This is a genomic window from Streptomyces sp. BBFR2 (genome assembly GCF_044497305.1).
In the GTDB taxonomy this organism is placed as follows: domain Bacteria; phylum Actinomycetota; class Actinomycetes; order Streptomycetales; family Streptomycetaceae; genus Streptomyces.
On the sequence record NZ_CP172415.1, the window covers coordinates 6209700 to 6222435 of the forward strand.

The 12736-nt window shown below is 73.4% G+C and carries 14 protein-coding genes; 10 read left to right on the forward strand and 4 right to left on the reverse strand.

Annotation, left to right across the window (positions count from 1 at the left end; translation table 11 throughout):
- The first annotated feature begins 45 nt into the window (after nt 1-45).
- The 3 genes from ACGH2B_RS25540 (at nt 46) to ACGH2B_RS25550 (ending at nt 2531) form a co-directional block, all read left to right on the forward strand.
- On the forward strand, nt 46-807 hold the full coding sequence (locus tag ACGH2B_RS25540; RefSeq protein WP_399094409.1) for an SDR family NAD(P)-dependent oxidoreductase: 762 nt from the start codon (nt 46-48) through the stop codon (nt 805-807).
- A complete protein-coding gene (locus ACGH2B_RS25545) occupies nt 786-1877 on the forward strand; it encodes a threonine aldolase family protein (RefSeq protein WP_399094412.1) in 1092 nt (363 codons plus the stop codon). The genes ACGH2B_RS25540 and ACGH2B_RS25545 overlap by 22 nt, the downstream gene beginning before the upstream one ends.
- A gap of 78 nt (nt 1878-1955) precedes the next feature.
- Entirely contained in the window at nt 1956-2531 is a 576-nt protein-coding gene (locus tag ACGH2B_RS25550) for a transglutaminase family protein (RefSeq protein ID WP_399094415.1), read from the forward strand.
- Nucleotides 2532-2571: 40 nt separating this feature from the next.
- Here ACGH2B_RS25550 and ACGH2B_RS25555 read toward each other — a convergent pair whose 3' ends face one another.
- Complete coding sequence (locus ACGH2B_RS25555) at nt 2572-3288, reverse strand: lysophospholipid acyltransferase family protein (RefSeq protein ID WP_399097316.1); 717 nt, start codon at nt 3286-3288, stop codon at nt 2572-2574.
- A 305-nt stretch (nt 3289-3593) separates the two neighbouring features.
- On the opposite strand from ACGH2B_RS25555, the gene ACGH2B_RS25560 reads away from it, so the two are divergent.
- From ACGH2B_RS25560 to ACGH2B_RS25575, 4 genes are all read left to right on the forward strand, one after another.
- A complete protein-coding gene (locus ACGH2B_RS25560) occupies nt 3594-3926 on the forward strand; it encodes a TlpA family protein disulfide reductase (RefSeq protein WP_399094418.1) in 333 nt (110 codons plus the stop codon).
- A 225-nt stretch (nt 3927-4151) separates the two neighbouring features.
- Nucleotides 4152-4658, forward strand: a complete 507-nt coding sequence (locus tag ACGH2B_RS25565) for a flavin reductase family protein (RefSeq protein ID WP_399094421.1) — start codon at nt 4152-4154, stop codon at nt 4656-4658.
- 212 nt (nt 4659-4870) lie between these two features.
- Nucleotides 4871-5656 carry an electron transfer flavoprotein subunit beta/FixA family protein gene (locus ACGH2B_RS25570; RefSeq protein ID WP_345091219.1) on the forward strand — a complete coding sequence of 262 codons (786 nt, stop codon included), beginning with the start codon at nt 4871-4873 and terminating at the stop codon, nt 5654-5656.
- A 68-nt stretch (nt 5657-5724) separates the two neighbouring features.
- Entirely contained in the window at nt 5725-6687 is a 963-nt protein-coding gene (locus ACGH2B_RS25575) for an electron transfer flavoprotein subunit alpha/FixB family protein (protein WP_399094424.1), read from the forward strand.
- 79 nt (nt 6688-6766) lie between these two features.
- Here the strand turns inward: ACGH2B_RS25575 and ACGH2B_RS25580 are convergent, their stop codons facing one another.
- The gene (locus ACGH2B_RS25580) at nt 6767-7288 is read right to left on the reverse strand and encodes a DinB family protein (protein ID WP_399094427.1); all 522 of its coding nucleotides are present in this window, start codon (nt 7286-7288) and stop codon (nt 6767-6769) included.
- A gap of 273 nt (nt 7289-7561) precedes the next feature.
- Between ACGH2B_RS25580 and ACGH2B_RS25585 the strand changes: the two genes are divergently transcribed.
- Entirely contained in the window at nt 7562-8845 is a 1284-nt protein-coding gene (locus ACGH2B_RS25585) for a DUF6986 family protein (protein ID WP_399094430.1), read from the forward strand.
- Between the two features lie 148 nt (nt 8846-8993).
- Here the strand turns inward: ACGH2B_RS25585 and ACGH2B_RS25590 are convergent, their stop codons facing one another.
- Entirely contained in the window at nt 8994-9938 is a 945-nt protein-coding gene (locus tag ACGH2B_RS25590; protein ID WP_399094433.1) for a LysR family transcriptional regulator, read from the reverse strand.
- Nucleotides 9939-10108: 170 nt separating this feature from the next.
- Here ACGH2B_RS25590 and ACGH2B_RS25595 point away from each other — a divergent pair, with 170 nt between their 5' ends.
- The gene (locus tag ACGH2B_RS25595) at nt 10109-10555 is read left to right on the forward strand and encodes a tautomerase family protein (protein WP_399094436.1); all 447 of its coding nucleotides are present in this window, start codon (nt 10109-10111) and stop codon (nt 10553-10555) included.
- A gap of 3 nt (nt 10556-10558) precedes the next feature.
- On the opposite strand, the gene ACGH2B_RS25600 is transcribed toward ACGH2B_RS25595, so the two are convergent.
- Nucleotides 10559-11602: a LacI family DNA-binding transcriptional regulator gene (locus ACGH2B_RS25600; protein ID WP_399094439.1), complete on the reverse strand. Its 1044-nt coding sequence runs from the start codon at nt 11600-11602 to the stop codon at nt 10559-10561.
- Between the two features lie 144 nt (nt 11603-11746).
- On the opposite strand from ACGH2B_RS25600, the gene ACGH2B_RS25605 reads away from it, so the two are divergent.
- Nucleotides 11747-12715: an ROK family protein gene (locus ACGH2B_RS25605; RefSeq protein WP_399094442.1), complete on the forward strand. Its 969-nt coding sequence runs from the start codon at nt 11747-11749 to the stop codon at nt 12713-12715.
- The last annotated feature ends 21 nt before the right edge of the window (nt 12716-12736 follow it).

Here is a 12736-nt window from a genome sequence, read left to right on the forward strand (position 1 = left end):
ACCGCAGGTCAGCCAGGTGTCCAGAAGGATGAGGAGGCGACGGAGATGAGCACTTCGACGGGCGGCCAGGGGTCGCTGGAGGGCGCGGTCATCGCGGTGGCGGGCGCCGCCGGGCCCGCCGGGCGGGCCACCCTGCTGCGGCTGGCCGAGGCGGGTGCCACGGTCGTCGGCTGTGACGCGGACGCCCAGCGGCTGGCCGAGGCGGTCGACGCCGCCCGGTACGCCCACGGCGGCGCCACGGTCATCGGTGACACGGTCGATCTGCTCGACCCGGAGCAGACCCGGGAGTGGGCGGGCCGTACGGAGAAGGAGTTCGGCCGCATCGACGGGCTGGTCCACCTCGTGGGCGGCTGGCGCGGCTCGAAGACCTTCGGCGAGACCGACCTGCACGACTGGGACCTGCTGCACAACCTCCTCGTCCGCACCGTTCAGCACACCTCCCTCGCCTTCCACGAGGCGCTCCAGCGCTCCGGGAACGGCCGGTACCTGCTGACCAGCGCCGCCGGGGCGAGCAAGCCCACGGGCGGGAACGCCGCGTACGCCGCGTCCAAGGCGGCGGCCGAGGCATGGACGCTGGCGCTGGCCGACGGCTTCCGTAAGGCGGGGGGCGAGGAGGGCCCGCGGGCCGCGGCTGCGATCCTGGTCGTCAAGGCGCTCGTCAACGACCAGATGCGCGCCGAGCGACCGAACGCCAAGTTCGCGGGCTTCACCGACGTCACGGAGCTGGCCGAGGCCATCGCCGGGGTCTGGGGCCGGCCCGCCCGGGAAGTGAATGGAAAGCGTCTGTGGCTGACCCCCGAGCCGTGAGCGCCGGCAAGACCGACGCCCGGCAGCACCACGACACCCAGGTACGCGGCTTCGCCAGCGACAACTACGCGGGCGCGCACCCGGAGGTCCTGGCCGCCCTCGCCCTCGCCAACGGCGGTCATCAGATCGCCTACGGCGAGGACGAGTACACCGCCCACCTCCAGCGGGTGATACGCAGCCACTTCGGGCAGCGGGCCGAGGCGTTCCCCGTCTTCAACGGCACCGGTGCCAACGTCGTCGCGCTCCAGTCGGTCACCGACCGCTGGGGCGCGGTGATCGCCGCCGAATCGGCCCACATCAACGTCGACGAGTGCGGCGCCCCGGAGCGGGTCGGCGGCCTCAAGCTGCTGACCGTGCCGACCGAGGACGGCAAGCTCACCCCCGAGCTGATCGACCGCGAGGCGTACGGCTGGGACGACGAGCACCGCGCCATGCCGCAGGTCGTCTCGATCACCCAGAGCACCGAACTGGGCACGCTCTACACCCCGGACGAGATCCGGGCGATCTGCGAACACGCCCACGAGCGCAACATGGTGGTGCACCTCGACGGCTCGCGGATCGCCAACGCCGCCGCCTCCCTGGACGTACCGATGCGGGCGTTCACCAACGCGGTGGGCGTCGATCTCCTCTCCCTGGGCGGTACGAAGAACGGCGCCGTCTTCGGTGAGGCGGTCGTCGTCCTCAACCCCGACGCGGTGCGGGGCATGAAGCACCTGCGGAAGCTGTCGATGCAACTGGCGTCCAAGATGCGCTTCGTATCGGTGCAGTTGGAGGCGCTGCTCGCCAAGGATCTGTGGCTGCGCAACGCCCGGCACGCCAACACCATGGCGCAGCGGCTGGCGGCGGGGGTGCGGGAGGTCGCCGGGGTGGAGATCCTCCACCCCGTGCAGGCCAACGCGGTCTTCGCCCGGCTGCCGCACGCCGTCAGCGAACGCCTCCAGAAGCGCTACCGCTTCTACTTCTGGGACGAGGCGGCCGGCGATGTGCGGTGGATGTGCGCCTTCGACACCACCGAGGAGGACGTCGACGGTTTCCTCGCCGCCCTCCGTGAGGAGATCGGCGCCGCCTGACGGCACTGTCTGAATAGCTATGCACCCGGCCGGAAAGTCATTGACTGCTGGCCGGGTGCGTCGTTACGCTCCCGGCGCATGGAGCTGATCCAGGACACCCCGGAAATCTCGGCCTACTTGGCGGTCAGTGAGGCCATCGACCACGACCACCCGCTGGTCCGGGCCACCGCGACACTGCTGCGCGCCGAAGCCGCCGACGCATACACATACGCCAAGGCCGCCTTCGAATTCCTCCGCGACACCGTCCCGCACTCCCACGACGCCGACGATCCGCGCGTCACCTGGCGCGCCTCCGACGTCCTGGCGCGGCGCACCGGCATCTGCTTCGCCAAGTCCCACGCCCTTGCCGCCCTGCTGCGCGCCGAGGGCATCCCCGCCGCGCTCTGCTACCAGAAGCTCGACACCCTCCACGGGCTGATCGCGCTCAAGCTCCCCGGCGGCGAATGGGCGCGCCAGGACCCGCGCGGCAACAAACCGGGTGTGGACGCGCAGTTCCGCACCGACCAAGAACAGCTCGCCTGGACCGTCCGCCCGGAGCGGGGCGAGGCCGACTCCCCGGTGCTGTACGCCGAACCGCTGCCCGCCGTCCTCCGGTGCCTGCGGCAGGCGGCCGACCGGGCCGAACTGTGGCGCACGCTCCCCACCGACTTCTGAGACGGGAGGCCCGGGAAGTCGTACGCCCCGGGCGGAGCCGTCAGGCGGGCGACCCCGGCGCCGCCGGTGCCGTGCCGCCCAGGTGGGCCGGGATCCACCAGGTGTCGTCCGGACCCTTGGGGCGCACCGGATAGGCGCGCTGCGCCGCCTCCAGCAGATCCTGGACGCGCGAGCGCAGCCGGTCGGTGATCTTCTCCGCCTGCTCGTCCGGGTCCGCCGCCATCGGCTCGCCCACCCGGATCGTGATCGGGAAGTGGTTGCGCCCAAGGTCCCGCTTGTGCCCCTTGGTCCACAGCCGCTGGGTGCCCCACAGCGCCATCGGCAACAGCGGGACGCCCGCCTCCTGCGCCAGGCGCACCGCGCCCGACTTGAAGCCCTTCAGCGTGAACGACTCCGAGATCGTCGCCTCCGGGAAGACGCCGATCACCTCGCCCGACCGCAGCGCCGTCAGCGCGTGCCGGTAGGCGTGCACACCCTGCGCGCGGTCCACCGGGATGTGCTTCATCGCCCGCATCAGCGGCCCCGACACCTTGTGCCGGAAGACCGACTCCTTGGCCATGAACCGCACCAGCCGCTTCGCCGGACGGGCCGCGAGACCCGCGAAGACGAAGTCGAGGTATCCGATGTGATTGCTCACCAGCACCGCGCCGCCGCGCTGCGGAATGTTCTCCGCCCCCGCGATGTCGAATTTCAGGTCGAGCGACTTGAAGAGGGTGCGCGCGGCACCGATCACCGGCGGATAGACCAGTTCGGCCATGTCGGGGGACCCCATTTCTGTGCCCGGGGAGGGTTCTCCCGGCGGAAACCTACGCAGCCGTAAGAAGCGGCTTCCGCCAGATCGTGCCCGATCACAGGCGTCGCGGCTACCACGGGGGCCGCCCGGACCGGGAGATTCTCGTCACGTACGCCCCGTCCGCCTCGCGCCCCGTGCGCCCGGGGCGTACCGTCCGCGCCCCCGCGGCGGGGAGAATCGCGGACGCGGCGACGGGAATCATTCCGGTGCCGCGGGCGCTGCACTGCAACGACGAGTGTCCGCACCACCCCACACCCAGGAGGCCGACGGTGCCCCAGCAGGACGACGGCGTACGGCTCGGTGCGGAGAGCCTGGGCGCCGAGCTCGGTGAGCGGGCCACGCTGGTGCAGTTCTCCAGCGTCTTCTGCCAGCCCTGCCGCGCCACGCGCCGCACCCTCGCCGAGGTCGCCGCCATGGTCGACGGCGTCACCCATACCGAGATCGACGCCGAGTCCCGGCTCGGTCTCGTCCGGCGGCTGCGCATCACGGGCACCCCGACCGTCCTGGTGCTCGACGCGGAGGGGGCGATCGTGCGCCGCGCCGCCGGTCAGCCCCGTAAGGCCGATGTCATCGCGGCACTGGGCGAGGCGGTCCGTGATTGATCTCCCACAAGCCCGGGGCCCCTTGACGCTGTGTACCGCACATCGTCACTCTGACGTTATGCGGCGAGGAACCCTTCTGTACGGACGCGCCCACGTGGATCTGCTGCGGACCGCGAGCGCACGCTGTCCGGGCGTGTGAGCAGCGACGACACCTCAGCCACCGGTCCCGCCACGGCGGCCGGCGGCTCTGCCACGGCTCGTACACCTCAGCAGAAGGACAATTCCATGACGGCATCGCCCGATCTCGGCACGCCCCGCACCGCCTCCCCCGACCTGTTGCGTTCCGTCTTCCGGCAGCACGCCGCGGGCGTCGCGGTGATCACCGCGCGGGGCGAGCGTCCCGTCGGCTTCACGGCGACCTCGCTGACCTCCGTCGCCGCCGAACCGCCGCTGCTCTCCTTCGGCGTCGCCACCACCGCCTCCTCCTGGCCGGTGCTGGCCGAGACCGACCACCTGGGCGTCCACATACTCGGCGAGCATCAGCGGGAGCTGGCCGCCACCTTCGCCCGCAGCGGTGCCGACCGCTTCGGCCCCGCCACCTCCTGGCGTACCGGCCCCGAGGGCGTACCGCTGCTCGACGGCGTCCTCGCCTGGCTGGTCTGCCGGGTCGTCGCGCGCGTCCCGGCCGGTGATCACCGCATCGTCCTCGCCCAGCCGCTGCTCGGCGACCCGGCGGGGCCGGGCCGTCCGCTCCTGTACCACCAGGGGCGCTTCAACGCGCTGCGTGACTGACCGGTTCCCGTAACGCTTCGTCGTCCCCGGGTCGGGGCCGTTGGCTAGGTCACAGTTCAGCGGCCTTGATTCCGGGGACGACACTGTATGTACTGGTGAGTAATATCGGGGTCGGCGCGGGGATTCCGAACCGACCCGGAGCCGCCCCCACAGGCGCCTATGCTGCCAGCACAAGGCAGTTCTGAAGAGACGAAGCAGGTAGGAGAGCCGGCGTGAGCTTGAGGATCGTTGTCTGTGTGAAGTACGTGCCCGACGCCACCGGCGACCGGCACTTCGCCGAGGACCTGACCGTCGACCGGGACGACGTGGACGGCCTCCTCTCGGAGCTGGACGAGTACGCCGTCGAGCAGGCCCTCCAGATCAAGGAAGCGGCCGACGACGCCGAGGTCACCGTCCTCACCGTCGGTCCGGAGGACGCCAACGACGCGCTGCGCAAGGCGCTGTCGATGGGCGCCGACAAGGGCATCCACGTCGAGGACGACGACCTGCACGGCACCGACGCGCTGGGCACCTCCCTCGTGCTCGCCAAGGCCATCGAGAAGGCCGGCTACGACCTGGTCGTCTGCGGTATGGCCTCCACCGACGGCACCATGGGTGTGCTGCCCGCCCTGCTCGCCGAGCGGCTGAACGTCCCGCAGGTCACCCAGCTCTCCGAGGTCGCCGTCGACGGCGGCAAGGTGACCGGCCGCCGTGACGGCGACACCGCCAGCGAGCAGCTCGAGGCGTCGCTCCCGGCCGTCGTGTCCGTCACCGACCAGTCCGGTGAGGCGCGTTACCCCTCTTTCAAGGGCATCATGGCCGCCAAGAAGAAGCCGGTGGAGTCCTGGGAGCTGGACGACCTCGACATCGACGCGGACGAGGTCGGTCTGGAGGGCGCCTGGACCGCGGTCGACGGCGCCGCGGAGCGCCCGGCCCGTACGGCCGGCACGATCGTCACGGACGAGGGCGAGGGCGGCAAGCAGCTCGCCGAGTTCCTCGCGGGCCAGAAGTTCATCTGAGGCCCCGGCCGGGCACCGGATCCGGCCACCCGTAACCGCCCTCATTCTTCCCGCAGGAGAGTCACCCCATGGCTGAAGTCCTTGTCTACGTCGACCACGTGGACGGCGCCGTCCGCAAGCCCACCCTCGAACTGCTCACCCTCGCCCGCCGCATCGGCGAGCCCGTGGCCGTGCACCTCGGCGCCGGTGCGGACACCGCCGCCGCCACCCTCGCCGAGCACGGCGCGGTGAAGGTGCTGGCCGCCGACGCCCCCGAGTTCGCCGAGTACCTCGTCGCCCCCAAGGTCGACGCGCTCCAGGCCGCGTACGAGGCGGTGTCCCCGGCCGCGGTGCTGCTGCCGTCCTCCGCCGAGGGCAAGGAGATCGGCGCCCGCCTCGCGGTGCGCATCGGCTCCGGCATCATCACCGACGCCGTCGACCTGGAGGCCGGTGACGAGGGCCCGGTGGCGACGCAGTCCGTCTTCGCCGCGTCCTTCACCACCAAGTCGCGCGTCACCACCGGCACGCCGGTCATCACCGTCAAGCCCAACTCCGCCGCGCCCGAGGCCGCTCCGGCCGCGGGGACGGTCGAGCAGCTCGACGTGACGATCTCCGACGCCTCCAAGGGTACGAAGATCGTCTCGCGCACCCCGCGCGAGTCGACCGGCCGCCCGGAGCTGACCGAGGCCGCGATCGTGGTCTCCGGTGGCCGTGGCGTCAACGGTGCCGAGAACTTCCCGGTCATCGAGGCGCTCGCCGACTCGCTCGGTGCCGCCGTCGGCGCCTCGCGTGCCGCGGTCGACGCCGGTTGGTACCCGCACACCAACCAGGTCGGCCAGACCGGTAAGTCGGTCTCGCCGCAGCTTTACATCGCCGCCGGTATCTCCGGCGCGATCCAGCACCGCGCCGGTATGCAGACCTCCAAGACGATCGTCGCCATCAACAAGGACGCCGAGGCCCCGATCTTCGATCTGGTCGACTACGGCGTCGTCGGCGACCTCTTCGACGTCGTCCCGGCCCTGACCGACGAGGTCAAGACCCGCAAGGGCTGAGCCGTCACGGGCCGGCCGGTCCGCCCTCACGGCGAAGGCCCCGTACGCACCATGCGTACGGGGCCTTCGCCGTGCGCCTTCAGTAGCCGGCGGCGCCGTCGATCCGCTCGCGCAGCAGGTCGGCGTGGCCGTTGTGGCGGGCGTACTCCTCGATCATGTGGGTGTATATCCAGCGGAGGTTCAGCTCCCGGCCGCGCGGGGCCGAGAAGGTCTCGTCGAGGCCGCGGCCGGCCACCGCCGCGTCGCACGCCGCGGTCTCCGCGCGGAACGCCGCGAGGTCGGCCTCCGCGCCGTGCGGGGTGCCCTCGTCGTGGTCGGCGTCGATGTTCTCGTCCGTGATGTGGAGCGAGGGGAGCAGCTCACGGTTGAAGCGCTGGCGGAACCAGGCGCGTTCGACATCGGTGAGATGGCGGACCAGCCCGAGGAGGCTGAGGGTGGAGGGCGCCGCGCTGCGCAGGGTCAGTTGTTCACCGGTCAGGCCCGCGCATTTGGCCAGCAGGGTGTCGCGGTGCCAGTCGAGCCAGCCCTGCAGCATCTCGCGCTCGCCGACGGCGGCGGGCATCGGGCGGCGTTCCACGGAGGGTGCGATCCAGGTCGTCATGGGGTGAGTCTGCCGGGGTGCGCCGTACCGTGCCAGGCACTTTGCGGCGTCATGGACCGGCGCTCCGGACGGCCCTGCCGCCGGGAACCGGGTTGCCGGTGTTCCGGCGGCGTCATCCGTGACCGCGGCGCCCGGGGCCGTGCGGCCCGTGATGTGCGAAAAGAGGTGTTGACCTTGCCACCTGCCACGGCTAGCTTCGCTATACGGATTGTTGATTCCGTAACGCGGAAGTGCTCGTCTCGTGGGCGGGCGTAACCCTCGGGAGGATGTCGAATGGGGCAGCAGGAGACCGTGGCGACCAGCCTGGCGGACACCGTACGCGAGGGCATCGGGGCCTTGCTCGCCGACGTCGACGCGGACCTCGCCCGCCGGTACCCGGGCGACCCCGGCACCCGCCAGCCGGTCCACACCGTCTACGTGCCCGGTGACGCCTTCACCGCCACCACTCTGCGGACCTGGGGCGACGAGGCGCTGGCCGCCCTCGACGCGCACGCCCCGGACGCCGGCGCGCTCGCCCGCGTCCTCGGTATCCCCGACGACCTCGCGGGCCCCGTCCACGACCGCGTCCGCGCCAAGCTCAGCCGCGAGCCGGTCGAGGATCTGCGGATCGACTTCGAGGACGGCTACGGCAACCGTCCCGACGCCGAGGAGGACGAGGCCGCCGCCCGCGCCGCCGCCCTCGTCGCCGCCGCGTACCGGGACGGGAGCGCCGCCCCCTGCATGGGCATCCGCATGAAGTGCATGGAAGCCGCTGTCCGTGACCGCGGCATCCGCACCCTCGACATCTTCCTCACCGGACTGATGAACGCCGGCGGACTGCCCGAAGGCCTGGTCCTCACCCTGCCCAAGGTGACCTACGCCGAGCAGGTCACCGCGATGGCGCGGCTCCTGGAGGCGTTCGAGCGGGCACACGGCCTCGCCGACGGCTGCATCGGCTTCGAGATCCAGATCGAGACCACCCAGTCCATCCTCGGCGCCGACGGCCGCGCCACCGTCGCCCGCATGATCGAGGCCGCGGAGGGCCGGGCCACCTCGCTGCACTACGGCACCTTCGACTACAGCGCCTCCTGCGGCGTCAGCGCCGCCCACCAGTCGCTGGACCATCCGGCCGCCGACCACGCCAAGGCCGTCATGCAGGTCGCCGCCGCCGGCACCGGCGTCCGCCTCTCCGACGGCTCCACCAATGTCCTGCCCATCGGCACCACCGAGCAGGTCCACGCCGCCTGGCGGCTGCACCACAAACTCGTCCGCCGCTCCCTCGCCCGCGCCTACTACCAAGGCTGGGACATGCACCCGGGCCACCTCCCGACCCGCTACGCCGCGGTCTACGCCTTCTACCGCGAGGGCCTGGAGCAGGCCGCCGCCCGGCTCGCCGCCTACGTGAGCAAGGCCGGCGGCGCGGTCATGGACGAGCCCGCCACCGCCAAGGCGCTCAGCTCCTACCTGCTGCGCGGTCTGGACTGCGGCGCCCTCGACACCGACGAGGTCGCCCGCCTCACCGGACTGGCCCGCGCCGAACTGGACGCGCTCGCCGGCCGCCCGGCCCGCACGGCGTGAGACGACGAGCCGCCGCCGCGGGGGAGCGGCGGCCCGCCCGGAAGTCTCAGGCGAGCGGTGGTCCGCCCCGGCGGTGAACGGCGGCCCGCCCCGGGGTGAGCGGCGACCCGCCCGGGAGGCCGCTCACCCGGGGGAAGGACCGCCCCCCTCACCCCGCCAGTTCCGCGGCCTCCTGCCGCAAGGCCTGTACGACCGCCGCGACCGGCGGCGTCACCGGACCCGGCAGCCGCACCACGGCCACCCGCCGCACCTCCTCGGCGACGCCCTCGACCGCCACCAGCCGCACGCCCGGCGGCAGCGCCGGACGCAGCGCCTCCGGAACCGTCGTCACGCCCGCGCCCGCCGCGACGAGGTGCAGCTTCGTCAGCCAGTCCCGTGCGCTGTGCGCGGCCCGGGGCCGCCCCGGCAGGCCGGGCCAGATCCCGAACAGCGCGCCGTCCGCCCCGGGCGGCCCGGTGATCCACGCCGCCCCGGCCAGCTCCCGCGCCGTCACCGAGGCGCGTCCGGCGAACGGCCCGTGCGCCGCCACCGCCACCCGCAGCCGTACCTCCAGCAGCGGTTCGACCCGCAGTGCGGGCGCGTCCGTGTCGGGGGAGCGGTGCGGTGGGCGCGAGGAGAGCAGCGCCAGATCGAGCCGTCCGCTGCGCAGCGCGCGGACCAGTGCCGGGGTGCCCGCCTCCCGTGTCACCGTCCGCAGCCGCGGCCGGCCTCGCCGGAGCGCACCCAGCGCGCGGGCCACGAGCACCGGCCCGGCGGACGGGAAGTACCCGAGCCGCACCTCGCCCTCGCCCGCCGCCGCGCCGCGCAGCTCCCGTCCGGCCGCGTCCACGGCGTCCAGCGCGACGACGGCGTGCCGCAGCAGCGCGCGCCCGGCGGAGGTCGGCCGCACCCCGTCGCGGCGCCGGTCGAAGAGCCGCGCCCCGGTGGCCCGTTCCACCGCGGCCACCTGCCGTGACACCGCCGACTGTGTGAAGCCGAGCGCCTCCGCCGCGGCGGTGAAGGTGCCCCGCTCGGCGACCTCCCGCACCACCCGCAGCCCGGCCAGTGTCACGTCCAGGCCCTCGCCCGGGCGTTCGTCCTCGCTCTCATCCATGCGCGGTGAGCATAGCCGCCATGCTCATCATGCGCTGGTGGAAGGGGAGTTGGCGGCCGTAGCGTACGAGGCGTACGGGCGGCCCGGCGCCGGCGCCGCGCCCGTACGGCCCCGGCGTACGAAACGCCCGGCCACCCCTGCCACCACCACGACCCGGACGGGATACCGCCATGCCTCTGGTCAACATCTTTCTCCGCGAAGGCACCACCCCCGCGTTCCGCCGCGATGTCTCGCTGGCCGTCCACCGCTCGATGGTGGCGGTGCTGGGGATACCGGAGGACGACCGCTTCCACCACATCCACGAACTGAGCCCGGACAACGTCCAGACCGAGCCGATCGCCTTCGGCATCCCGCGCGGCGAGCGGACCCTGGCGGTGCAGATGTTCTTCAACCCCCGGCCGCCGGAGGTGAAGGCGGCCCTCTTCGCCGCCGTCCGCGACCGCCTCCGCGACACGGCGGGCGTCCCGGAGGAGGACCTCTTCCTCTGCGTCGTCGAGACCGCCGCGGAGAACTGGTGGGCCGCCGGCCGCACCGTCGACCCGGCCACGGGGTACGACGTACGGATGAGCGCCGCCTTCACGGGGGGCGTCAACTCCCTCGCGGAACAAGGAAGTTGACGGCTATCGGCCTTGCGGCGGTCGTATCTCGCCCGAGCCGCGGGCGATCAGCCGGGTCGGGATCTCCTCGCGGCGGGGCGGCTCGTCGGCGCCTTCCAGGCGGCGGAAGAGCAGTCCGGCGGCGGTCCGCCCCATCCGGGCCGCGTCCTGCGCGACGACGGTGACCGCCGGGCTCACCAGATCGGCCAGCTCGAAATCGTCGAACCCGACCAGCGCCACCGGGGCGGTGCGCTGCCGCAGGACCCGGACGAGGGTGACGGTGACGCGGTTGTTCCCGGCGAACAGGGCGGTGACCGGCTCCGGAGCGTCCAGCATCGCGCGCGCCGCGTGGTGCACCCGCTCCGGGCCGGTGGTCCCGAGCGAGACCCACGCGCCGTCCACCGGCAGCCCGGCGGCGGCCATCGCGGTGCGGTAGCCGCGCAGCCGCTCCTTCGCGGTGTGGATCCGCGGCTGGTCGCCGATGAAGCCGATCCGGCGGTGGCCGTGCGCGATGAGATGGGCGACCGCGTCCCGCGAGCCGCCGAAGCTGTCCGACAGGACGGCATCCGCCTCGATCCGCCCGGCCGGACGGTCCACGAAGACGGTGGCGACGCCCGCGGCGATCTCCGGGGCGAGATAGCGGTGGTCGTCGCCCGCCGGGATCACCACGAGCCCGTCGACCCGCCGCGCGCACAGCGCCAGCACCAACTCCTGCTCCCGGGCCGGGTCCTCGGCACTGGAGCCGTTGATCAGCAGCGCGCCGTGGTGGCGGGCGACCTCCTCCACGGCGCGGCTGAGCGGGCCGTAGAAGGGATCGGCGAGATCCTCCAGGACCAGGCCGACGCTGGCGGTGCGGCCCTTGCGCAGGATCCGGGCGGAGTCGTTGCGCCGGAAGCCCAGCGCGGTGATCGCTTCCTGGACGCGGCGCTCGGTGTCCGGGGTGACGCCCGGCTCGCCGTTGACCACCCGGGAGACGGTCTTCAGTCCCACCCCGGCGCGCGCCGCGACGTCCTTCATGGTGGGACGGGTGCCGTAGCGGCGGGAGGCGCCCCGGGCGGTATCGGTCACGTGCGGGGCTCCCTCGGGCGGCGGGGTGTCGGCGGGTCCGTCGATCATAGTCGCTGGACAACGTTGTCAGGTGGCGGAAGACTGACCTCTCCGCACACCGGACCGGCGCCGTCGGTCCCCGCGTCCACCAGGAGACCGACACCGATGCAGAAGGACCTCAGCGCAGCGCTGGACATCGGCGGCACCAAGATCGCCGGAGCCCTGGTGGACCGGCACGGCAGACTCCTCGTACGCGCCGCCCGGCCCACCCCCGCCGACCGGGACGGCGCCACGGTGATGCGTGCGGTCGCCGCGGTCACCGGCGAGCTGACCGCGGCGCCGCAGTGGGCCCGGGCGGGCGCGGTCGGCATCGGCAGCGCCGGGCCGGTGGACGCCGCGGCCGGTACGGTCAGCCCCGTCAACATCCCCGGCTGGCGCGGCTTCCCGCTGGTCGCGGGCGTCCGGGCGCTCACCGGTGACCTCCCCGTCGTGCTGATGGGCGACGGCGTGGCGATGGCAGCGGCCGAGCACTGGCAGGGCGCGGCGCGCGGCCGGTCCGACGCGCTGTGCATGGTGGTCTCCACCGGCGTCGGCGGCGGCCTGATCCTGGGCGGCCGCCCGCACCCCGGGCCCACCGGCAACGCCGGGCACATCGGCCACATCAGCGTCGACCTCGACGGGGACCTCTGCCCGTGCGGCGCCCGCGGCTGCGTCGAACGGATCGCCAGCGGCCCGAACATCGTCCGCCGCGCACGCGAGGACGGCTGGCGCCCGGGGCCCGGCGACGCGCCCGGCGCGGCGGCGGTCGCGGCCGCGGCGCGGGCCGGGGACCCGGTCGCCCGGCGCTCCTTCGAACGGGCCGCACAGGCACTGGCCGCCGGGATCGCCGCCACCGCGACGCTCGTGGAGGTCGAACTCGCCGTCGTCGGCGGCGGGGTGGCGGGCGCAGGCGAGGTGCTGTTCGCGCCGCTGCGCCGGGCGCTGCGGGAGTACGCGACGCTCTCCTTCACCGCCGGGCTGACCGTCGTCCCCGCCGGGACGGGCACCGACGCCGGTCTGGTGGGCGCCGCCGCCGTCGCCGCACAACAGTCCCGTCTCGATGTCTTCGCGGCCACGTTCCGACCCGCCCCGTGACGCCCCGTCCGGCCCCTGCGC